This window comes from Pseudomonas purpurea (assembly GCF_039908635.1).
GTDB classification, from domain to species: Bacteria; Pseudomonadota; Gammaproteobacteria; order Pseudomonadales; family Pseudomonadaceae; genus Aquipseudomonas; species Aquipseudomonas purpurea.
The window spans coordinates 5717604-5740221 of record NZ_CP150918.1 but is presented as its reverse complement, the minus strand read 5'-3'; the positions used below and the strand labels follow the sequence as shown (position 1 = coordinate 5740221).

At 56.5% G+C, this 22618-nt stretch carries 23 protein-coding genes and 2 pseudogenes; 22 read left to right on the top strand and 3 right to left on the bottom strand.

Going from position 1 to position 22618, the window contains the following annotated elements; genetic code table 11:
* Positions 1-2 precede the first annotated feature (2 nt).
* The 22 genes from tssI (at position 3) to AABM54_RS25910 (ending at position 17943) form a co-directional block, all read left to right on the top strand.
* Entirely contained in the window at positions 3-2237 is a 2235-nt protein-coding gene (gene tssI, locus AABM54_RS26015) for a type VI secretion system tip protein TssI/VgrG (RefSeq protein WP_347902743.1), read from the top strand.
* Complete coding sequence (locus tag AABM54_RS26010) at positions 2234-3247, top strand: hypothetical protein (RefSeq protein ID WP_347902742.1); 1014 nt, start codon at positions 2234-2236, stop codon at positions 3245-3247. Before tssI ends, AABM54_RS26010 begins: the two co-directional genes overlap by 4 nt.
* Positions 3248-3318: 71 nt before the next feature.
* Complete coding sequence (locus AABM54_RS26005) at positions 3319-4125, top strand: hypothetical protein (protein ID WP_347902741.1); 807 nt, start codon at positions 3319-3321, stop codon at positions 4123-4125.
* 259 nt (positions 4126-4384) lie between these two features.
* Positions 4385-5005 (top strand): hypothetical protein, encoded by a 621-nt coding sequence (locus tag AABM54_RS26000; RefSeq protein ID WP_347902740.1) that lies wholly within the window; start codon positions 4385-4387, stop codon positions 5003-5005.
* 59 nt (positions 5006-5064) lie between these two features.
* Positions 5065-5520: a hypothetical protein gene (locus AABM54_RS25995; RefSeq protein WP_347902739.1), complete on the top strand. Its 456-nt coding sequence runs from the start codon at positions 5065-5067 to the stop codon at positions 5518-5520.
* A gap of 87 nt (positions 5521-5607) precedes the next feature.
* Entirely contained in the window at positions 5608-6204 is a 597-nt protein-coding gene (locus AABM54_RS25990; protein WP_347902738.1) for a hypothetical protein, read from the top strand.
* A gap of 129 nt (positions 6205-6333) precedes the next feature.
* Positions 6334-6957, top strand: a complete 624-nt coding sequence (locus tag AABM54_RS25985) for a hypothetical protein (protein ID WP_347902737.1) — start codon at positions 6334-6336, stop codon at positions 6955-6957.
* Between the two features lie 189 nt (positions 6958-7146).
* Positions 7147-8154, top strand: coding sequence for a sel1 repeat family protein (locus AABM54_RS25980; protein WP_347902736.1), 1008 nt, complete (start codon positions 7147-7149; stop codon positions 8152-8154).
* A gap of 38 nt (positions 8155-8192) precedes the next feature.
* A complete protein-coding gene (locus AABM54_RS25975) occupies positions 8193-8993 on the top strand; it encodes a PoNe immunity protein domain-containing protein (protein WP_347902735.1) in 801 nt (266 codons plus the stop codon).
* Positions 8983-9774 (top strand): PoNe immunity protein domain-containing protein, encoded by a 792-nt coding sequence (locus AABM54_RS25970; RefSeq protein WP_347902734.1) that lies wholly within the window; start codon positions 8983-8985, stop codon positions 9772-9774. The genes AABM54_RS25975 and AABM54_RS25970 overlap by 11 nt, the downstream gene beginning before the upstream one ends.
* A gap of 22 nt (positions 9775-9796) precedes the next feature.
* Positions 9797-10648: a hypothetical protein gene (locus AABM54_RS25965; protein WP_347902733.1), complete on the top strand. Its 852-nt coding sequence runs from the start codon at positions 9797-9799 to the stop codon at positions 10646-10648.
* Positions 10649-10712: 64 nt separating this feature from the next.
* Positions 10713-11483 (top strand): PoNe immunity protein domain-containing protein, encoded by a 771-nt coding sequence (locus AABM54_RS25960; protein WP_347902732.1) that lies wholly within the window; start codon positions 10713-10715, stop codon positions 11481-11483.
* Between the two features lie 14 nt (positions 11484-11497).
* Entirely contained in the window at positions 11498-11920 is a 423-nt protein-coding gene (locus tag AABM54_RS25955) for a hypothetical protein (protein WP_347902731.1), read from the top strand.
* Between the two features lie 138 nt (positions 11921-12058).
* Entirely contained in the window at positions 12059-12580 is a 522-nt protein-coding gene (locus AABM54_RS25950) for a hypothetical protein (RefSeq protein ID WP_347902730.1), read from the top strand.
* A gap of 15 nt (positions 12581-12595) precedes the next feature.
* Complete coding sequence (locus AABM54_RS25945) at positions 12596-13168, top strand: lysozyme inhibitor LprI family protein (protein WP_347902729.1); 573 nt, start codon at positions 12596-12598, stop codon at positions 13166-13168.
* Between the two features lie 26 nt (positions 13169-13194).
* Positions 13195-13707, top strand: a complete 513-nt coding sequence (locus AABM54_RS25940) for an FG-GAP repeat protein (protein WP_347902728.1) — start codon at positions 13195-13197, stop codon at positions 13705-13707.
* A 77-nt stretch (positions 13708-13784) separates the two neighbouring features.
* Complete coding sequence (locus AABM54_RS25935) at positions 13785-14477, top strand: hypothetical protein (protein ID WP_347902727.1); 693 nt, start codon at positions 13785-13787, stop codon at positions 14475-14477.
* Positions 14474-14890, top strand: a complete 417-nt coding sequence (locus tag AABM54_RS25930) for a hypothetical protein (protein WP_347902726.1) — start codon at positions 14474-14476, stop codon at positions 14888-14890. The genes AABM54_RS25935 and AABM54_RS25930 overlap by 4 nt, the downstream gene beginning before the upstream one ends.
* Positions 14891-14942: 52 nt before the next feature.
* Complete coding sequence (locus tag AABM54_RS25925) at positions 14943-15401, top strand: hypothetical protein (protein WP_347902725.1); 459 nt, start codon at positions 14943-14945, stop codon at positions 15399-15401.
* A gap of 20 nt (positions 15402-15421) precedes the next feature.
* Positions 15422-15805 (top strand): hypothetical protein, encoded by a 384-nt coding sequence (locus AABM54_RS25920; RefSeq protein ID WP_347902724.1) that lies wholly within the window; start codon positions 15422-15424, stop codon positions 15803-15805.
* Between the two features lie 136 nt (positions 15806-15941).
* On the top strand, positions 15942-16319 hold the full coding sequence (locus AABM54_RS25915; protein ID WP_347902723.1) for a helicase: 378 nt from the start codon (positions 15942-15944) through the stop codon (positions 16317-16319).
* 355 nt (positions 16320-16674) lie between these two features.
* Positions 16675-17943: a hypothetical protein gene (locus AABM54_RS25910; protein ID WP_347902722.1), complete on the top strand. Its 1269-nt coding sequence runs from the start codon at positions 16675-16677 to the stop codon at positions 17941-17943.
* Positions 17944-18040: 97 nt separating this feature from the next.
* Here AABM54_RS25910 and AABM54_RS25905 read toward each other — a convergent pair.
* The 3 genes and pseudogenes from AABM54_RS25905 to AABM54_RS25895 form a co-directional block, all read right to left on the bottom strand.
* A pseudogene (locus AABM54_RS25905) lies at positions 18041-19442 on the bottom strand (aminoacyl-tRNA deacylase and HDOD domain-containing protein).
* A gap of 78 nt (positions 19443-19520) precedes the next feature.
* Positions 19521-21597 (bottom strand): annotated as a pseudogene (gene recG / locus AABM54_RS25900) (ATP-dependent DNA helicase RecG).
* A 9-nt stretch (positions 21598-21606) separates the two neighbouring features.
* Entirely contained in the window at positions 21607-22527 is a 921-nt protein-coding gene (locus AABM54_RS25895) for a LysR substrate-binding domain-containing protein (protein ID WP_347902721.1), read from the bottom strand.
* Positions 22528-22618 lie beyond the last annotated feature (91 nt).

Genomic DNA, 22618 nt, shown 5'->3' with positions numbered 1-22618 from the left:
CCATGTTCAACCCTTCTAACGAAACGCATTTCAGCCTGACCGTCGAAGACTATAAAGGCGACCTGCAAGTGCTGGCATTCACCGGCACCGAAGGCATCAGCCAGACGTTCCGATTCGACCTGGAGCTGGTCAGTGAAAATCCTGATCTGGACCTGGAAGCGCTCCTGCACAAACAGGCTTTTTTGGCGTTCGACGCGGCTTCTTCCAACGGCGGAGGCAGTGGCATCCACGGGCAGATCTACCGCGTGGCCCAGGGCGATACCGGTAAACGCCTGACCCGCTACAAAGTGTCGTTGGTGCCGCAACTCGAATACCTGCGCCACCGGGTCAACCAGCGGATCTTCCAGAACCTCAGCGCGCCGAGAATCATCGCCCAGGTCCTGGAAGAACACGGCATCCAGAGCAACGCCTACCAGTTCCAGCTCAGCGTGCCGTGCCCGGACCGCGTGTACTGCGTGCAGTACGACGAATCCGACCTGCACTTCATCCAGCGTCTGTGCGAGGAAGAAGGCATTCACTACCACTTCCAGCACAGCAAGAAATCCCACCTGCTGATGTTCGGCGATGACCAGACCGTGTTCCCGAAACTCGGCCAGCCCACGGCGTATGTACAGGGCAGCGGCATGGTCGCTGATGAGCCGGTGATCAAGGGCTTCAAGCTGCGCCTGGAAACCCGCACCAGCCGCACCACGCGCCGCGACTACGACTTTGAAAAACCGCGCCTGCAATTGGAGTCGGGATACAAACCCGAAGCCAAAAGCGAAGAGCCGGACCTCGAAGACTACGACTACCCTGGCCGCTTCACCGAGCGCCCGCGCGGCAAGGTCCTGAGCCAGCGTGCGTTGGAGCGTCATCGCGCCGACTACCGTCAGGCCGAAGGTCATGGCGACCAGACGACGCTGGTCAGCGGCCACTTCGTGGAGCTGTCCGATCACCCGCGCAGCGAGTGGAACGACCTCTGGTTGCTGACCGAAGTGTTCCACGAAGGCAAGCAGCCGCAAGTCCTCGAAGAGTCGGTGACCAGCGACACCATCGACAACAAGGACGACTTCCACCAGGGCTACCGCAACCGCTTCTTCGCAACGCCGTGGGACGTGTTCTATCGCCCGGCGCTCAAACACGGCAAACCCCGGGTGCTCGGCAGCCAGACCGCAACCGTCACCGGCCCCAAGGGTGAAGAGATTCACTGCGACCAGTACGGCCGCATCAAGGTCCAGTTCCACTGGGACCGCGAGGGCCAGGCCGACGACAAAACCAGCTGCTGGATGCGCGTCTCCAGCAGTTGGGCCGGCGACCGCTACGGCGCCATCGTCATCCCGCGCATCGGCATGGAAGTGCTCATCACCTTCCTCGAAGGCGACCCCGACCAACCGCTGGTGACCGGCTGCCTGTACCACAAGGAAAACGTCGTCCCCTACGCCTTGCCGGCCAACAAAACCCGCACCGTGTTCAAAACCCTCAGTTCACCGGGCGGTGGCGGCTACAACGAACTGCGTATCGAAGACAAAAAAGGCGCCGAACAGATCTACCTGCACGCCCAGCGCGACTGGGACGAAAACATCGAACACGACCAGAAGATCCGCGTAGGCCACGAACGCCACGACACCGTGGAAAACTCCACCTACACCGAACTCAAAGCCGAAGAACACCGCACCACCGTGGCCGACCGCAAAGTGGAGGCCCGCATGGATGACCACCAGACCGTCGGCATCAGCCAACACATCAAACTCGGCACCGCCCAACTGACCAGCGCCGGCCGCGAAATCCACCTCAAGGCCGGCAGCAAAATCGTCATCGAAGCCGGCATGGAACTCACCCTCAAGGCCGGCGGCAGCTTCATCAAACTCGACGCCGGCGGCGTGACCGTCATGGGCCCGGTGGTGAAGTTGAACGCCGGTGGCGCGGCAGGGAGTGGGACGGGGATTGGGATAAAAATGCCTGCGATACCCCTGATTGCGGATCAGGCACGGGCGGGGAACACTCTCAAGAACCAGGCGGTAGAGAACTTCTACGGGCAACTCAGGTTTGTGACCAGTACGGGCGTGCCTTTTAGCTCCATTGGTGCCGCATTCATTCTGCCGAATACCCCGGCACCCCTGACCTTTCGTAGCGATGCAGAGGGTCTTTCTCCCAATGTGAAAGCGGAGGCCGTACAAACTGCCGAAGTTCACTTGATGTGGGATGACTTCGAAGTGCCAGACGGCTCCGATGATTACGTAAAAGGTCAAAAGAAATGAAACCGACTCCTCTTACTTGCCTGGATATCAGTAAACAGAAAAATGCGGTTCCATATGATCACTGCATTAGTTGTACACAGTCGTGGTCTTTTGCCCAAATGGAGGCGATCAAGCGACTAAGTGTTCAGGAGAAGTGTTTTCTGACGGGCAAGAAAAAATGGAAGCTAGTGAGCGATTTTAGTGTTCGAGCGGCGCGTATCGCGGGGAATTATGCTCGTTTTTATTTAGAGCTTGAGGCGGGTGGGCAGCCTAAACAAAAAGGTCGATTCTACTGGATGGGGCTCGCAGCAATTGCCAGTAAACAAGTGAAGTGTGGCCTCGACTTTGCGGCATCTGCCTCAACACTTTCGACATTTACAGTTGCTGTTGCTAATGCTCCATTGTATGTCGGAAAAAATGGGCTGGGCAAAGGTAACTTCTGGTTGTTTCAAGATATATTCTGCTGGCACTGGTTCTATAATAAGTGCCCCGATGAGTTTGCAACATGCTCTTCTCTCCGAGATGTGAACTCGTTAGAGCCTCAGGTCCAGAAGCATATTAAAGAACTGCCGTGGTCTGAGGACGCATTAGTGGCGGTCAACAACTTGAAAGAGACGGCGGAGGTGAAAGAGGCGTTTACGCTTATTCGTGAGTTGGAGTCTCTACCGCCAGGCCCGGATCGTGAGAGCGCCAAGTATAAATCACTATTACGAATAGCCGATCATGAGCAATTAAAGATTCTGCAACCACTCATATACGATGATTGGACTTTTCAGAAAATTCTGGATGGACAGGCCATAGCGGAGGGCGTGCCTTACGTACCTCTAAGGTCCGCGGCATTCTCCGTTAGCTGTGATGTTGAGCAAGCCGAGAACCGAGTCCAGATGACTAAGGGGGATCTTTATAATGCACGAGATCGCATGAGCTTTATCGGTGAAATTGCTAAGCAATACCATTACCTAATGCGTAGCGACACAAAAAGAATGGAGTCGGTAATTACGGAAATTGCGGGCTGGAGCAATATGGAATGAGGAACTGTTGGCCTCTGTTGTTGGTGCTTTTGGTTGGGTGTGGTCAAAGTCAAAATGAAGGAAAGCCTGAAATGACAGTTGGTAATGCAGTCCTGGAGCTTGAAGTTGGAAAGTCGATAGATGGGTTGTTGGAAAACAGCCCGCTGAAATTTTCTGAGGAGTGTCTGCCAGCGGCAAGTGTTTGTTGGTATAAAATTAAGTACAGAAGCGCTGATCCTTCTCTCCCGACTGTAATCATTAATCAAGGTGGATCACCTCTAACGATCACTAAAGTAACTGATGTTAGCGTTGTTCGTGCCAAGAAAGAGGAAACTATTTCAGACTTCAGCGTCACGTTGCTTGGCTTACCTGATAATACGGATCATGAAGAAAATAGAAAGCTTGTTTACAAGCTATTAAGCGACTTCAGCGCGGCTGGGTGGAAGAAGTATTTCTATCCGTCTGATCCAAGAATTTCTGGTACAGAACTCGGAAAAATCCCACCTGGAAATAGAGTTTTTGGTGAGTCACCATTGAGTAAGCCAATGTTCGATCCAAATGTTGAGTTGAGTCTTGACAGGTGGGTAGCGGTCAAAACATTTTATGATTGGTACTTGTACAGCGGGAATACCTTTGCCCATGTCATGGTTCAGCGCCGTGACAGTGATACATCTCCGGAAAGTAAAGGGACTTATTTGATCTCTATTGATTTCACTGCTCAAGAAACTACATGGGCATTGAATTTTGAAGAAGATGATCGCCCGAATTGGAAAAGTCTGTTTCCAGCTCGTTTAAAGGAACTAAGACTCCGTCGCGATGTGGCCGAGAAGTTTGCAAGAGATGCCGGTGTTGCAATAGAAGAAAATTATGAGGCACCTAAGATGGAACTCATGAAATAGTGAGCCTGTTCACGATGTTGAGGGTGGTGTTTTCTGGCTTGATTTTACTTCTGGCTGGATGCAAAGAGTCATCTGACTCTGGGCATGATGAAGTGATAAATATGGAAGTAGGAGTTTTTTACAAGCGGCTCTCAAAAATAGTCCTATACAGTTTTCATCTGACTGTCTGGGTGCAGTCAATATGTGCTGGTACAAAATCAAGTACCGAAGTGGCGACCCATCGCTCCCAGCGGTGAGAGTGGCTCAAGGGAAGTCGGCCTTGACGCTTGAGTCGGTAACGGATGTGAGCATTGTTGATGCAGGTATTAATAAGAATATTGAAGACTTTAGTGTCACCTTGTTAGGGCTACCGGATGACAGTTCTCATGATGAAAACAAAAAACTTGTTTGCAAGGTGATTGATGATTTGAAGTCTGCTGGCTGGAAAAAATACTATTACCCAGCAGATCCAAGAATTCCAGGCTCCGAACTTGGCAAGCTGCATTCGGAAGACGATATGTTTGGTGAGTTCTCTTTGTCTCAGCCGAGATTTGACCCAGACATTGAACTCGATATGCAGCAGTGGCTGAGTGTTGAGCGGTTTTATAGTTGGTATCTGTATCAGGATGATGTACGTGTGAAGTTGAAAGTGCAGCGTCGTGACTCTGATAGTTCACTTCAAGTAAGCGGTACCTATTTAATATCCCTGGAATTCACGTCGCTGGATTACAATTGGCGGATAGATGCAAAGGAAGAGGACCGCACTCGCTGGCAGGAACTCTTCCCTGCTCGCCTGAAGTCCCTGCAACTTCGTCGCGAAGCGGCCGAGAAACGTGCAAGAGCTGCGGGCGTCGTCATTGATGAAAGTTATGAACCTCCGAAAATTGAGCGGCTGAAGTGAGCTAATAGATAAATATGGCCTGTCCAAGGTACGGAAGAATACAGTTTGTGGAGTGATGAATGAGTTTTAGGGACTTGGTTGCAGTCGTGCTCGTGCTCTTTTGCAGCGCGTCAGCTTATGCTGAATCGACGATATTTAATCCGAACAAAGAAACCACTGTAACGCTTACGCAAGATGGATCAACTCTAACAGTGAGCGCGGAAGGTAATGGCCATTCCGAAACAAGAAAAATAGAGATTCAAGCTGAAAAGAAGTTGCGCCTGGAGATAGATGATTTCAACTTTGATGGGGTGAAAGATTTCGCCGTTTGGCATGTCGACGATGGAATGGGTGTTTATACCATCTTTAGGGTGTTTGTTTATAAACCTAGGGTAGGTTTTTTTGAGGAGCAGAGGCCTGCTTGTGGCGATGAATTTATAAACCTGAGAGTGGATAAGAAGAATAAACTGTTAAAAAGTACCTACTATAAAGGCAATGAGCCAACGCTATGCATTACAACGCTATCCAGAAAATGATGTTGGTGGTTTTTACGTGCTGAATGGGTTCCTCACCTGAGCTGTTAATTCCTCGATGGTGAGTAGCAAGATAATGGAAATAGGCTAATGAAGCATATTGCAGCACTGTGTTTTTTATTGTTCTGCACCTCGGCCTCATCAGAGGTGCTCGAGAGCAACCTGGATTGTAAGCCCGGGGCAGAAGGAGGGCTGATTCTGTCCTCGGCGGAACGTGTGTTTGTTATCAAAAGCCCCGAGAGAGACTGTCAGTCAGCATTTACCTTTAAAACGTATCCCGGCAAAACTGGTGCGATTCTGATATTCGCTTGGCCACCCAGTGACGAATTCGGGTTGAATTCTCAACGCTATGTGTACTCTGTCATGCCCGAAAAGAAAGAGGCTACCCACATCGGCTATATTCCTGCGGGTGCTGACGAAATCGAAGATAGAGTATTCAAACACGTGCTTCAGGAAGGCGGGTCAATCTATGAAACCCGCTATCGAATAGAGAGCGACAAGGTCTCTACGTTGTCCCCGGTGAAGGAGCTCATCATTGCTGACACACTATGTATTTATCCACAAAGAAACAGCAGCAAGTGCGAGCAGATGACCGGGACGTTTGAAAATCTGGTGTGTGTCATGAACTATGGCGAGCGTAAAGTGCTCGCTGATATTTCAGCATGCGCTGGCATGATTGACCAATGAGTACTGAGGCGTTACTCGGTGGCTTCCCAGGTCGCCAACATTCATAAGGCTGGAAACGAAAATTAAAAGAAACTTACTGCCGCTGCTTTTTCTGTATCCGCGCCCTGCACGTGGTGTGTGTGGTCGCCCATGCTGAAAACATACCGTGTCGTTATGTTGTCGATGCTATCTGCGCTCGCCAGCGCTTGCGTCCACGCAGAGCCGTTAGAAGCCTGCGGTGTTGCTGTTCCGGATATTCCCGGTTTTGAGCTGAGTGTCACGCAGGAAGACGGTATCTGCTACGGCAAGTTGGTTTCGAGGGTGGCGTTGAACCCCGGGATTTTGGAGGAGGAAAACACCTTCATGATCCACCCCGTGCCCTTTCAACAGCAGATCGAGGCCTCAGGGCGCTTTGATGCGACGCATCGCTATCGGTACCGCTACGACGTTGACGAGGTGATTGCTCAGGTGTCCGGGACTTCTGAAGGGTCCATCGAGCAACGCCGGTTGCTGGGGACGGCGTTGGTGCGCATCACGATGTCGCCGTTTGTGTTGTGGGCGTCCGACGAGGCGATAAGCCAGGCGATGCAGACGTTCTCGATTCCGCGCACGGGTTTGCTGATGGACTGCTTTTACGGTGTGGCCGGTGTGGGTGAGGCTAGCGTGACGCTGTCTGCGTGTGTGCCGAGGTCGACCGATTCCGCTGACCCGCGCCTTGATGACATTAAGTCCGCCTTCAACCAGTTGACCGTGGCGGGTGTTAAGCCGCTGTAACGCGGCCCTGCTGTGGTTCTTTTCTTTCATGCTTGTAGTCAGGCAGCCGATATGACGAGCGTCAGAAGCCGTGGGCTGCATCACGCCAACAGACAGACATCGGTAACGAAATGCTGTAGTAAAGGCGCTCCGGTCTGGCAGAGGGTCGGAGTTCATAGGGAAGGCTGGGTAAAAAGCATGGACGGTGGTTTGAAGAACAAATGGTTTTCAAAAGCGCGGGTACTGGCCGCGCTCGTGTGCGCGGCCCTTCACGGGCAGGCGTATGCCGTCGAACTGGCGTGCCCTTCGCTGGATTTTCCGACGTTCCTGAGGGCGTTTTCTGCCAGCGAGGAACTGCAACGGCAGTTCACCGCGCCCACGGTTCGCGCCATGACGCTGCAACCGGCCCAAACCGATCTGGTCGGCCCGCAGACCCGACCGATTGACCGCGCGCAGTTGACGTTTCCGGTGATTGTGCCCGTCAGCGCAGCACCCGACGAAGGCCTTGAAACCACGTTCCTCAAGCACGACCGCGTCAGCCTGGTCGACAAGCGCGTCGGCAACAGTGACATCAAGGTTTACACCTTTACCCGTCAGGCATGCTGGGTCCTGAGCGGTGTGGCGGACTGGTCCATTACCGAGGCCAATTTCCACCCTTCGCTGAAACCGGGCATGAACCCCGCCGACAGTTTTTGCTACCAGAAGGCGATGGCCTATGGGACGTTGATCGACGTGCACCCCGCCCTGATGGTCGAGTTCTACGCCGCGATGCTGGATAACTTTGTGTGCGCCGCCGCGTCGGGCAATCCAGACGCCAGCAATGCCGCCGCGAGCCTGAGTTTGTCGGGGATGGCGCCGCAGTTGCCAACGCCGCAGGTGGAGGCCCTCTTCAAAGCCGCCGCGGCCGCGTCGGTCGACGGTGTGCTCATGCTGTCTCTTTTCTACTGCGATGGTAATAACATTGCCAGTTCCGGCCCATGCCTGGACCCTGCGCGCGCCGAGCAAGTGCTCCTGGACGCCGCGCCAAAGGGCTGGCCGGAGATTGCCAGCCACCTGGGTTATTCCTTTGAAAAAGGCGAACTGGTTACCCACGATGTGGCCAGGGCGCTCGCGTGTTATCAGTTGGCGATTGAGGGCGGCAGCGACAGCGCCCGCATGCGTTTAGAGCGACTACGCAAACAACGTGCAGACTTGCCGGCCGCCAGTTTCTGCTACTGACGCCGGCCAGTGTTTAAGGATGAAGACGGGTTATGAGCATGAGTCATCGACAGCACGCGTTCGCGTTGTCTTACTACAACAAGTCGATAGGGCTGTACGACGCCACCGAGGCGCGTTGGGCGGGGCAAACGATGCAGGCGGACTCGCCCGAGCAGGAGCGAGCGCTGCGCACCGGCTACTTCAAAGAGGCCGCGTTCAACGGCTTGCTGCTCAGTTACACCGCCGGGGAACCCATTGGTTCGCTGGTCGGGCGCCTGGAGAAACTCATTCACTGTTATGAGGTGTATCAACAGGCACTGGCGGTTGAAGAGAACACCCCCGACATTTCCCCGCTGGCCATTGATGACTGGCCCGGTGAGTACGAAGAGTGCGTGCAAGTCATCAGTCTGTGCATCTTGTTGCAGCGTACCGACCTGTTAGAGCGCTTTGTCCGGTTGATCGACAACGCCGGTTACGCCCACGAAGACACGCTTTATGAAGACTTGTTGTGCAAGTTGCTACCGGGCCGTGGGGATATCGATGAGTGGTATCACACGCTCTATACGCCCTTGATCAACGCCATTTATGCCGACACACCGCAGGCGTCCGCCGCATTACTGAAGCAGTACTGCAAGGCGTGGTACCCGGCCTTCAAAGGGCTACAGGTTAGTGGGTACGACAGTCATCTCGAGATAGAAGAGGACGATGGCAATTACGTCGGTTACTGGGCGTTTGAAGCCGCTGCGATTGCATTTCTCTACAGGATTGATGACCGGGAAGTTGATTCGCATGTGTACCCCAAGGACTTGGTGGCGTACGCACGCACACAATCAGGCAGTGAGCGTCAGAATGATCAATAGCAGGCAGGCCTTGTTGACCCAGGCTCGATACGATGCGTTTTTTATCAACCACCAGCACAGCATCGAGTTTTTTAAAACCCACACGTTTCAAGCCGATTCGCCCGAGCAGGAAAAATCGGTCAGGGCGCGGTACTTCCAGAAAGGGGTGCTCAAGGAGATCCTGATTCGCTACACCGCCGGTGACGAGATGACGCTGTTGATACCGCTGTTAGAGGACCTGGTCGAACACTATGAGGCGTTGCAAAAGGCCTTGGCGGTGTATGAAGGCATTCCCAACATTACACCGCTCACTATTGACGATTGGCCCGATCAGTATGAAGAGTGCGTGCAGGTCATCAGCCTGTGCATTTTCTTTCAACGTCCCGATTTGCTGGCACGCTTTGTTGCCCTGGTTGATGAAGCCGGTTATGCCGGCGATGACACGTTGTACGAGGACTTGCTGGCCGAGGTATTGCCGGACCGTTATGACGTTGATCGGTGGTATCACGATGTGTGCACGCCGTTGGTCCTGGCCATTTATGCCGACGACAAGGACGAAGCGTCCAGGCTCCTGCAGGAATACTGCGATAACTGGTACGACGCTTTTGAACAGGCGCCCTGGCATGACACCCATTTGGGTGGTGATGAAGGCAGTTACGTCGGTTACTGGGCCTTGGAGGCGGGTGCTATTGCGTTTTTGTATGGCATTGACGACAGCAAGATAGATTCCAGGGTCTATCCAAAAGACCTGGTTGAATACGCACGACAGCATTCAAACCCTGCATCGGCGGGGGCGCGTTAGTGTGAGGGTGTATTGGCTGATCATGTTGCTTTGTCTGGCCGGGTGCGACGGTGCTCAAAAGCCGACCCCGGCGAAGTGGCATCCGCCGCCCGTGAAAATCCAGCTGGGCACCTCTGTCGACGGACTGTTGAAACAACTGTTTTTCCCGTTCACCAGTGATTGTCTGAAAGCGGTCAACCTGTGTTGGTACGAACTGACATTCGTCGATAAAAAGCCCTTGGACGTCACCATCACCCAGCCGGGTCAGTCGCTGGTGTTACGTCAGGTCATCGGTTTACAAGTGCTCGCGAATCGTGAAGTCAGCCAGAACGTCGATGATCTGGACATTACCCTTCGGGGTTTGCCCGATGGCAGCAGTCACAAGGCCAATAGACAATGGGTATATGCACTACTGGGTGATTTTAAAGCGGCGGGCTGGAAGAAATACTACTTCCCTTCGGACCCACGCATTGCCGGTTCGCAACTCGACAAGTTCGAGTGGAAAGACAATGTGTTTGGTCAGCAAACGTTGACTCACCCGTTGTTCGACCCCGATGTGAAGATGAGCCTTGAACGCTGGATGGCAGTGAATGGTTTTTATGATTGGTACTTGTACAGCGGCAGGTACATCGCCCATGTGAGGGTGTGGCGCCTGGGCGTTGCCAATGAGTCCTCTCGTCCAGGCTCGTATCTGACGAGCATCGAGTTCAGTTCCCTTGAAACGTTCTGGCGAACAGACTTCCCGGAAGCGGACCGGCCGAACTGGAAGGCGTTGTTTGCCGACCATTTACGGCAACTCTCAGCACGGCGTCAGGCCACTGAAGCCAAGGCCAGGGCGGCCGGTGTGGCGGTTGATGAGGGTTACGAGGGGCCGGCGGGCGAAAGGGTTCAGTAGTTGAACCGGGTGCTTCGGCTTTTGAGTAAAGACACGTGGCTTTACGTTTCCAGGGAATGATTTTTTGAAGAGTACACGGCAGCGGTTTCTCACCGAACAGCGTTTGAGCAACTTCCACAGGGGCCATGCGCGGGATGTTGAGTTTGCTCGTACGCACCTGTTCGAGGCGGATTCTCCTGAACAAGAGCAATCACTCAAGGCCGGTTACTTTCAGGAAGCCGCGCTGGATGAAATCCTGATCCGCTACACCGCAGGTGAGGCGATCGATTCGTTGTCGCCCTATCTTGAAGTCCTGATCGACACGTTTGAGCACTATCGAGAGAAGTTGGCCATATATGAACAGGTGCCCGACGTGGCGCCTCTGGATATTGCCAGCGACCTGTTTCACTACGAAACCTGTGTTCAAGTGATCAGCCTGTGTGTGTTGCTGTTGCGAGCGGATTTGCTGAAAAGATTTGTCGCGCTGTTCGATAACGCCGGTTTTGCCGGTGACGATACGTTGTATGAAGACTTGTTGAACAAGGTGCTGCCTGGCCGGCATGACGTTGATGAGTGGCATCACGAGCACTATTCGCCGTTGGTCCACGCTGTTTATGAAGAGGAGCCTGCAGAGGCTTCACAACTGCTGCAGCACTACTGTGACAGTTGGTATGACGCGTTTGAGCACGCCCCCTGGCATGACACGCACCTGATGGGTGATAGAGGCAGTTACGTCGGGTATTGGGCGTTAGAGGCGGCGGCCATTGCGTTCTTGTATGACATTGATGACAGCCAGGTCGACTGCTGGGTTTATCCGAAGGACCTGGTCGAATACGCTCGAAACTACTCACGTTGATCAGGAAGATGAAAATGAAGAAGTTGGGTTTGCTGGTGATGTGTCTGCTGCCGTTACCGGCTTACAGTGAAGTCATGACGGAAGTGTATTGCTTCAGTTCGGCCGACAAGGCGCCGAAAAACCTTGAGTTCAGGTTCCACTACGACACGTCGGCCAAATGGACGGTGGGCTACTTGAAATATGCTGACGCGCCTCGTCAGATCACACTGGCCGCACGCGATGCGCAGTGGGATGAGTCTGACTCGCAACGGCCGGACGATGTGGCCAATAGTTGGCTTGAAGTGACCACCGGCAAAGTGACCGGCGAGTACGAAATGGTGACTGAGGCGGGGGCAATCAACGCCATGGTGTACACCCGTTACGCCGACAAGAAGAAAACGACGTTCAACCGTAGCAAGACAGTCGAAGGTTCTCTGGAAGATGGCTGCCAGTGGTAACAGCCGTCGCGTGATGTGCTGTCGTCAGGCATGACGCGGTCTGCCGGGGAGGGTGGGTTTCATCCGCCCCGGTTGTTGAGGAACACTCAGCACTGTTAACTGCACATTCAATGTTTGGCCTGTTATCGCAAGGATCGCATGAAGATTTTTCGGGTTTCACTGTTTGCCGCTGCCCTCCACGTTACCGGTGCGTGTGCGGAATCAGACTTTGTGCGTGTCGACGCGAAGCTTCCCGACAGCATGGGGGCGGCTATTACCCAGGGCAGTGAGATGTTGCCTGCTCAGATTCACTGGGTGCCAGGCGGTGCCTTGAGTTGGAGTGGTGGTTACATCGCAACGGTGGTGTTTGAAGCTTCCAGCCCTAACTGCGCAATCTTTACCTACAGCAACAACGCATTGAGTACGGTGTTTGCCGGCGTGCCCTGCATGTTCAAAGGCCCGCCCACCCTCAAGTTCGGAAGAAACATCAAGGTGCCGGACATTGTCTATGCCGTCCAATTGTCCAATCAGGGCGTGATGGTGGACGAAGGCGTGGCGCTCTACTTTGATGCCGAGAAAAACACGTTCTGTGAAAGTCGTAACCTTTCCGACTGGTACAGGTTCGGCAACAAGAAGCGACTGCCCAGCGTGGATGATGGTCATTGCTCCGGGTTCTATTAGTTGAAGGAAGTCATCATGCCGCGCCTGATTGTTCAAAGCCTTATTGCCGGGATGTTGGCTGCGTCAGTGGCCACAGGCGTCGTTGCGTCGAGTACGTGCAACCCCGACAGCCTGACCAATCCGGACATCATCACCTGTTCTCAACAGACGCTGGATCGGCTGGACCGTGTGCTCAACGAGCAATACAAAGCGTTGGTCGGCGAGTCTTCCGGTCCTCGGAAATCCGACTTGTTGTCCGTCCAGCGAAGCTGGCTGGCGTTCAGGGATCCGTATTGTGAAGCGGTTTATCAAAGCACTTTTCCCGGTCAGGAAGCGCCCATCGACAAGATTGCCTGCCTGACGCAACTCACCAGTGCGCGGGTCAACGAGTTGGTGAACTTGCGCAGTGGGTTTGTCGGGGATGGTTTTTACAAGGTCGCCGCTGTACTGGGCGCGCAGAGTGTTCAGTCATTCCAGGTGTTGCCGGTGGGCGTGAATCCACAGTGGGATGAGTACGCCAGCCAACACTGTGCCATGACCCGAACGCTGTTGCGGGAAGAGACGTCGCGCTGCCTCGCCAGAATGCAATTTCACTTGCCAATCAACTGATGGTTTGGCCTTACAGAGCGATACCCATGAAGAACGTACTCGCAGTGCTGTTGTTGGTTTCCGCCCTGGCGGTAGCAGCTGCCGAGCCCGAGTTGTGTAAAACACAGTCCGGGCCTTATTACTTCCTGTCGTCGTGGAAGGAGGGCAACAGCACCGTGACGTCGATGGCGGTGGTGGAAGATGACAAGTTATCAACCGAACAGGGTGACGTGGTCTACACCGGTGATTTAAACGGCGACGGCAGGGACGATTTCATTTTCAACTCCTACAGCAGCCATGGATCTGCCGGCGATACGACGCACTCGGTGTATGTGCAGTGCCGCGGGTATTTGAAGTCCGCGGGCGGTGAGTACTTCGCACGGGCAGAAGTGCCGCCCGAAGATCCGCAGTTCAAGAGCGAGTACCGCGAGATTGTGTTCTATTCCTATAAACGCGGTGCCTCCGCGCAGATTCTTTACAAGAACAACGAGGCCCTGGTCACGCCCCATATCTGGAACTTCAATCCCGAAACCCAGCAGTACGAAGGCGAGTCCGAGTGAGGTTGTGTAGGCGTAGAGCCCTTGCTGGCATCGGATGGGGGGTCGCCGTTGCCTGTGTTCCCTCGCTGGCGTGGCCTGTGCCTGCTGACTCCGTTGTTCTGGGCGATCAGCCCGGCGCTGTTCAGTCCGTGCAAGGCCCGGCCAGCGTGCTCGTCGCATTGAATGAATGCTCGTTTTCAGTGGCGCTGGCGAAAGGTCAGTACCTTCGGTTCAACACCCCGGACGTGGTGTTTGTCCAGTCTGCAACGGCGCTCAACGAGCAGGCCATGCCGCATCTGTGGCAGGCCGAAACGTACTCCGGGTATGAGTGGCAGTTCAGGAAACCGGGTGGTTTGGCGGATACGTGGTTCGGTGTGATGTGTGAAGGCACGGCGAGCTTTTCGTTGCTCAAGCCTGAGGTGGCAGTCCCGGAAGCCGAGGTCAGCCCCGGACTTCAGGTCATCAGGGGCAGCAATGACCTCAAGTGCCCAGCCACCCTGACCCGCGATGGTTGGGTGCCGACCCAGCGCGCCGGGAGACCGGAAGACTATGTGTTTGAACAACTGAGCGGGCCAGACTGGAGCGGTTTCGTCCTGGGCTACCGCAACACGACCGGGAAAACGTTCGGACGCATCAGTTTTTGCCTGATTCACGATGACCAGGTCCTGCTGGGCGCTGCCGAGAACGACGTACGTCCGCTGAAGTTGAGCGCGCAAGCCTTCGAAGACATCAAAAAAGCGCTGTTGGCCATCAGGTTTCAAGGCGCGGCTGCCGCAAGGAATGAGCCATGAAAAACCTCCTGTTGGCGGTCGTGCTGCTGGGCGCTGGCCTGATCGCGCAAACCGCGATGGCGAGTCCCGCGTGCCCGTCCACGGATTTTGCGACGTTTGTTTCTGCCTATTCAGAGAGTCAGGCCCTGCAACGCACGTTTGTGCGCCTGCCACTGCAAACCCTGCTGACGGTGAATGCCGAGCCCGAGCCGCAGCAGCAACGGCGCAAACTCAGCGCCGGGCAACTGACGTTCCCGCTGATGCCGGACGCTGCGAGCCGGCAGGCCAAAGGCCTTGTGTTGCGGGTGACGCAACCGGTCGAGGGTAAGGGCGTGGTGGTTCTGGAGAAGCCCGATACGGACTATCAGGTCGAGTACCGGTTTGTGTTCGATCAGTGCTGGGTGCTGCGCGAGCGGCTGGATTATTCGCTGTAACGGTCGAGGGTGATCGACGGGTTTCATCGACGACTGCACAAGGAGTTTCGCCATGAATGTTGTTTCAATAGAGCGTGGCGTCAAGGGCGCCGCCGTGCGCCTGGGAGTGTCGCTGATGGCATTGCTGTCGGTGTTGCACGTTGCCCCGGCAGCGGCCAGCGAACCCGATTTGGCGCAAGCGTACCGCATCGACTCCCACCGAATCGGCAAGGTGGTTGCGCGGTACGTGCTGACGTTTCGCGACGAATGCATGGATGTTCAGGTGATGGACCCGGATGGTCACTGGAAAGTGTTGTCTGCCCGGCGGTTTTGCAGTTTTGAAGGCAAGTCGTTCAACGACGGATTTGCGCATGCCGGATTTGAGGACTTGAGGTTTGCTGAGGATGGGCTGCACGCGACGTTGGTAACGTTTGCGCTGCGTGGCGCGGGAGAAGAGCTGCGTGCCTGCCTGATTCCGATTCAGGGGCCGAAGGTCAAGGCAATGCAATGTGCTGAGCCAGAAATCCGCTGAGGCGGCACAGGAGCAATGGAATGAAACAGTCTTTATATGCGGTGGTGATCGCGCTGGCCGGCGTGTTGCTGGCACCTGGGGTGTCGGCCGAGGAGCGCAGTGTCAGTGGCGAGGGCTGTTACGGCTATTTGACCGAACTGGTCAGAAGCAGCAATTTCCCGTTTCGCTACGTGACCCGGGACAAGGTCAATCTGCTGATCGATGAGGATGACGGGGAGCAGATCAGACTTAAGCTGTTCTTTGATACGGACGGCACGGGGACGATCGGCTGGGCGGTGTATACCCCGGCGACCCGTGAGCTTGTGGATATCTCGGCAGATCCCGAGGCGCCAGTGGTGTTGAAATACGACAGCAAGTTCGCGCAGCAGTACGCGAAATGCCTGACAGGCAAGCGTGCGTCTTAGGGCGCGCGTGAACCATGACTTGGTAGTCATCTGCCGCAAAAACCGGCTTATCTTCTTCTAACACTGTGCAACGGTGGCGTTCTTTCGCCAAGCCGCTACACTGCGCCAGCCGTTCATTTTTCTTTGAGGCTTGCGCATGAAATTTCGTTTTCTTCTCTGGATGCTGGGTGTGTTGATGGCCAAGGCCAGCAAGCGCAACCCGGCGTTCCAGCAGCAGTTGGGTGACAAAGAGCTGGTGTTCCAGTTGCAGACACTGGACGGCAAGGTGGCGCGGCACTTCCGGGTCAAGGATCAGCGCATCACCAGCCAGTCCGGGGTTTACCCTGAGCCGGTGTTCGCCATTGCGTTCAAGGACGCCGCGTATGGCTTTGCCACGATGCAGGCGAAGAACAAGCAGTTGGCGTTCATGACCGGGATTCAGGACAAGTCGATCCAGATCAAGGGCAACCCGGCGCTGGTGATCTGGTTCCAGGGGCTGACCAAGTACTTGAAGCCGCGCAAGGCCAAGGCTTGAGGCTATCGATCAAGTCTGTGGTGAAGGGGCTTTTTGTGGCGAGGGAGCTTGCTCCCGCTGGGCTGCGAAGCGGCCCTAAACCTGAGATTGGATTGTGTCAGGTCGACGGTGTGGGCTCGGGTTGCGACTGCGACGCAGTCGAGCGGGAGCAAGCTCCCTCGCCACGGGTCAAGTTGATTCAGGTAGGCGGTGAGGAAGATATGTTCTGTACAGACATTGGCTTAGTGGGTCTTCGATCTGGCTCGCGAAGACAATCTTGCTGTTATTTATGACAGGTGACGGTTGCTTCGCTGACGTGCTCAATTGGGATGAGATGCCCTACGGACATCTTTTCAATCACTCAGGGAGCACAGTCATGAATCAGATGGCAGGAACGAAAGCCGCAGGCACTCTTGATCCGTCCTTTGGTAACGATGGTGTTGTGAAAGCACCGGAGGGGACGAAATCAATTGCCGTTCTACCGAATAACAAGCTAATCGTTCTTACAGGCGCCAGCCTCCGTGAGCCGCTTACAGTGGCGCGCTTGACTGAGGCGGGAGAGCTTGATTCATCGTTTGGGAACGACGGAGTGGTTGAAGTCCCTGTTACCGGACCTAACATGCTGGCAGGGCAAATTATTGCCTTGAAAAATGGCGATTACCTGATCTCTGGCTACGAATCGGGTACGGCCCCCACCAGAAAGTATGTGTGTCGGTTATTGGCAAACGGTCAACTGGATGCTTCTTTCGGACAGGGAGGCATGGCGACGATTTCAATTGCGGATATTGCAGGCGCCAATATTGGAGAGGGCGCCAGGTTTATTAATAGCCCTGAAGACGAAGTGGCGGGTAATGCGACTTTTTGGGGCAGCGACCAGCTAGTCGTCTCCGAGCAGGGCGCCAAAATCTATTTGAGCGCTCATATTTATTCCGAAAAAAGAGGCTTTGAAGGGATTGTTTTTCGTCTTAACGAAAATGGTTCGCGGGACACAAGCTTTAATGGCGGTTATGTATTGATTTCGCCACTAGACGTTGGCTCTAACATTCGCCTTACCTCTTTAACGGCCCAAGGGGATGGCGTGCTGGTTGGTGGAGGATTCGTGACTACTGGGGGGTTACGCCAAGTTGCTTTTCTGAGCCGCTATGACCTAAGTGGAAATCTCGATATTTCGTTCGGTGAGCGCGGAACGGTGATCATCCCCAATGGCACCGATGGTCGAACGTCTGTTATTACCTCCGTGGTGGTAAGTAATAGCGGTCTGATTGTAGCGTCTGGCGAATCAGGCAAAAGTGGTGAGAATGAAGGCTTGATAACCGTTCTTAATCCTAATGGAGGTTTCAATCTTATCTTCAACGCAGGACGACCCTTGTACGCCGCTTTCGTGCCCGATTTGGTTTTTTCGACGAGTGTTTTGCCGCAGGGCAGAAAGATCATAGTGACTGGATCGGGCGACGGGGGCTATCTGGTGGCCGCGCGTTATGAGCTTGATGGCTCTCTCGATCTGACGTTTGGAGGCAAAGGCTGGGTGGTCTTCCACCCTGGTGGGGCCCTGACTGCTGTAAGCAGCGAGTTAACGCCAGATAACAAAATTGTTGTCCTTGGTAGCAGGACTTTTGACAGGTATGTGGTGCGTTACCTGGGTTAAAAGCGCTCAGTGAGACCGAGGTGGACTCATCGCGAGCAGGCTCGCTCCCACAAGGATCACCTGACCTCTGTGGGAGCGAGCCTGCTCGCGATTGCTTTTAAGCCTGGCTGAATTGGGTGGCGAGTTCGCGCAGCAGGACTTCGGCTTCGAGGACTTTGCTGACCACGTCTTCGGCCTTGTCGCGGGTCAGGCCCCAGGCGTTCGAGCATGGCCTCGGGGATTTCTTCGTCGGGGCCGGAGCCGATGCCGCGCCCGCGCAGCAGGCGTACGGCCAGGCACACCAGGTTCGGGTACTCGGCGTAGGCGCCGTCGTAGCTCGGGTCGTGCTGGAAGCGCAGGGCGGTGGACAGTTCTTCGGGCATGTCCCAATAGCGCATCAGCCAGGAACCGATCTGTTCACGGCTGATACCCAGCAGGTGCTGCTCGACGTAGCTGTGGCACAGGTGCGGGTTGACCTCCAGGTGCCGGCAGATCAGCGAGAAGTGCGGCGGGAAGACATGGGCCAGCAGCAAGTAGCCAAAGTTGTGCAGCAGGCCGGCCAGGTAGGTCAGGCCGGCTTCCGGGCGCTGGGCACGGGGCATGGCGCGGGTCAGGCCTTCGATGACGGCGGCGGTGTAGATCGACTGCTGCCAGTACGGCGTGTGGTGTTGCGGATGGTCCTTGGGCAGGCTCAGGGTCTTGCCCAGCGCCAGGCCCAGCGCCAGGTTGATCACCAGGTCAAAACCCAGCACCCGGACAATCGCATCTTCCACTGAGCGAATCTTGCCCGGCGAGGCGTAGTACGGCGATGCAGCCCAGCTCACCACTTGGGCAGCCAGGGCCGGATCGGTTTCGACCACGCCGGTGATGTCGTCGATGGTGGCGTTGGGGTCGACCCGCAGGCGGATGATTTTCTGCGCGGTTTCGGCCAGTGGCGGAATTTCGATGGTTGCTTCCAGGCGTTGCTGAATGCGGCGGGCGGTGAAGGCCTGCATCGCCTGGCTGATTTCCTCGCGGTCATCGTCGGGGCGGTCGAGGTTGGGCGTGATGCTGCTCAGCGCTTCGCCGAAGTTGGCGGCGCTGGCCTTGTTGAGCATGCTTTTGAAGTCTTCGCGGGCGATTTCCAGCAGCAGCCCCGGTTCGCCCGAATTGATCAGCAGGCTGTCTTCGCGCAGCAGGCTTTCTTCGTACAGGCACGGCGAACTGGTGAGCGCCGGCAGGCCTGGCAGCAGGCTCAGGCTGTGTTTGCCGAGCATGCGCTCCAGGCGTTCCAGCGGCACGGCGGTGAGCCGGCGGCCAGTGAGTTCGGCGAGGCGATTGAGGTCCAGCAGTTGGTTCTGCGGGAACAACACCATGAGTGCGCCGACTGCGTCGTCCAGCAGAACCGCTTGAACCTTGCGCGCGGCGGGGAGGCCGGGACGGTCGAGCACTTCCTTGTAGCTGATGGCCAGCTTGCCGAGCAGCAGCCGGATAACAGACGGAGCGTGCGGGGTTGCGGGAGCGAGAGCAACTTCTGTCATGGTCTGTATCCGATTTCCTACAATTTCAAGAGTATAACCAGCTTGGTTATGCCTTTGGTCCATTAACTGAGACGAGCGTCACACTTGGCCGTATTGCTGCCCATGTCGCAGCCAGCGATCCAGCAGCGGGCTGACGTGGTGTGGCCAGCGCTCGAGCAACGCCTGGGCGGCATCGCGCACGGCCGGCAGCAGATCGGCGTCGCGCATCAGGTCGGCGACCTTGAATTGCAGCAGGCCGGTTTGCCGGGTGCCGAGCATTTCGCCGGGGCCGCGCAGCTCAAGGTCTTTTTCAGCGATCACGAAGCCGTCATTGGTTTCGCGCATGATGCCCAGCCGCTGCCGACCGATTTGTGACAGCGGTGGATGGTAAAGCAGGACGCAATGGCTGGCGGCGCTGCCCCGGCCTACCCGGCCACGCAACTGGTGCAGTTGCGCGAGGCCCAGGCGCTCGGGGTTTTCGATGATCATCAGGCTGGCGTTGGGCACGTCGACGCCGACTTCGATCACCGTGGTCGCCACCAGCAGTTGCAAGGCGCCGGCCTTGAACTGGGCCATGACTTCGGCTTTTTCCGCCGGTTTCATGCGGCCGTGGATCAAGCCGACCTTCAACTCGCCGAGGGCGGCGGTGAGGTCTTCGTAGGTGGTTTCGGCAGCCTGGCAGGTGAGCTCTTCCGACTCTTCAATCAGCGTGCAGACCCAATAGGCCTGGCGCCCTTCGGCGCACGCCGCGCGTACCCGTTCGATGACTTCGACGCGCCGGGTGTCGGTGACCAGCACGGTGTTCACCGGGGTTCGGCCGGGCGGCAGTTCGTCGAGGATCGAGGTGTCGAGGTCGGCGTAGGCGCTCATGGCCAGGGTTCGCGGAATCGGCGTGGCGGTCATGATCAGTTGATGCGGACACATCCGTCCGCCCACGCCTTTTTGCCGCAGCGCCAGCCGTTGCTGCACGCCGAAGCGGTGTTGTTCGTCGATGATCACCAGCGCGAGGTTCTTGAACTGCACCTCGTCCTGGAACAAGGCGTGGGTACCGACCACCATCGGTGTACCGTTGGCGATCTGCTCCAGTGCGGCAGCGCGGTTTTTGCCCTTGAGCTTGCCGGCCAGCCACGCGACCTCCAGGCCCCAGCGGTTCGAGCCAGCGCTTGAAGGTGATGAAGTGCTGCTCGGCGAGGATTTCGGTGGGCGCCATCAGCGCCACTTGATAGCCGGCCTCCAGCGCTTGCAGTGCTGCAAGGGCGGCGACCACGGTTTTACCGGCGCCGACATCGCCCTGGATCAGCCGCAGCATGGGTTCGCGCTGACTCAGGTCGTAGGCGATTTCGTTGCCCACCCGCTGCTGCGCGCCGGTCGGTGGGAAGCCCAGGTTGGCCAGGTACTGAGCGGGCAGCGTTGTCGCCTTCGGCATGGCCGGTGCCCGCAGCGAGCGCATGCTTTCGCGCAGGCGTTGCTGCGATAGCTGATGGGTCAGCAGTTCTTCAAAGGCCAAACGGTGCTGGGCCCAGTGATGGCCGAGTGCGAGTTCGTCCACATCGGCATCGGCCGGTGGATGGTGCAGATAGCGGATCGCGTCGGCCAGCGGGGCCAATTGGTAGTCGCGCGCAAGCTCTTGCGGCAGCCAGTCGGGCAGGCTGCTGGGGCCGAGCAGGGTCAGGGTCTGCATGCACAGCTGACGCAAACGTTGTTGGGTCAGGCCTTCGGTGAGCGGGTAGACCGGGGTCAGGGTTTCATCCACCGGCGGCGGTTCGTCGCCGGTGATGGCGCGGTACTCCGGGTGGTAGATTTCCAGCCCCGACGCGCCGGGCCGGGCCTCGCCGTAGCAGCGCACGCGGGTGCCGCGTTTCAGGCCTTCCTTTTGTGCGTTGCTGAAATGGTAGAAACGCAAGCTGAGCCCGCCCGTGCCGTCCTGCAGGCGCACCACCAGACTGCGGCGCTTGCCCATAACGACGTCGGCGCCGCTGACGGTGCCTTCGATCACGGCGTCCTGGCCCGGCCGCAAGTGGCCGATCGGCACCACGCGGGTGCGGTCCTGATAACGCAGCGGCAGGTGAAACAGCACGTCCTGGAGGTTTTCCAGGCCGACCTTGGCCAACTTCTCGGCCATGGCTTCGCCGACACCCTTGAGTGCCGTCACCGACACTTGCGACAACTCAGTCATTGCGAACGCTTAACCCGCGACAGGCGGCTTGGCCACCGAACACAGGCGGATCGAATCCGCGAGGATCTCAATCGCTTTCGGGCGCGGGAAGCTGGCACGCCAGGCGATGGCCACGGTGCGGAACGGTACCGGCGGCGTCAGTGGGCGCACTTCAATGACGCCGGGGGCGTAATGGTGGCTGTCGACGGCCGAGAGCGGCAGGATCGAGATACCCAGGCCCGAGGCGACCATGTGCCGAATGGTTTCCAGGGAACTGGATTCGACTGTGGTGTGCCGTGCGCCGTCGTTGCCTTTGGTCAGGGTCGGGCAGGCTTCGAGCACCTGGTCGCGGAAGCAGTGGCCTTCGCCGAGCAGCAGCAGGCTCTTGTCGTTGAGCAGGCTGGCGTCGATGGATTCTTTCTCGGTCCAGGGGTGTTGGGCCGGCATCAGGACGTAGAACGGCTCGTCGTAGAGTTGCAGTGTCAGCACGTCGGCTTCGTTGAACGGCAGGGCAATGATGATCGCGTCCAGCTCGCCGTTGCGCAGTTTGTCGCGCAGCACGTGGGTGAAGTTTTCTTCGATGTACAACGGCATCTGCGGGGCGACCCGGTGCAGTTGTGGAATCAGATGCGGGAACAGGTACGGGCCAACGGTGTAGATCGCGCCGACTTTCAGCGGGGCGGTCAGTTGGTTTTTGCCAGCCTGGGCCAGTTCGCGAATGCCTTGGGCCTGTTCGAGGACTTTCTGGGCCTGGGCGACGATGCCTTCGCCGACCGGGGTCAGGCGCACCGCGCTTTTGCTGCGCTCGAAAATCAGTACACCGAGCTCGTCTTCAAGCTTTTTCACGCCCACGGAGAGGGTTGGCTGGCTGACGTGGCATTTCTCGGCGGCATGGCCGAAATGCTGCTCTTGGGCGAGGGTAACGATGTAGCGTAATTCTGTGAGGGTCATAGCGGGCGTCCATGATGATGCGGCCAAGCATACCGGCTGCAATCGATAGGCGCACGTTATCAGACTGAGCGTGTTGAGTGACACAGGGCAA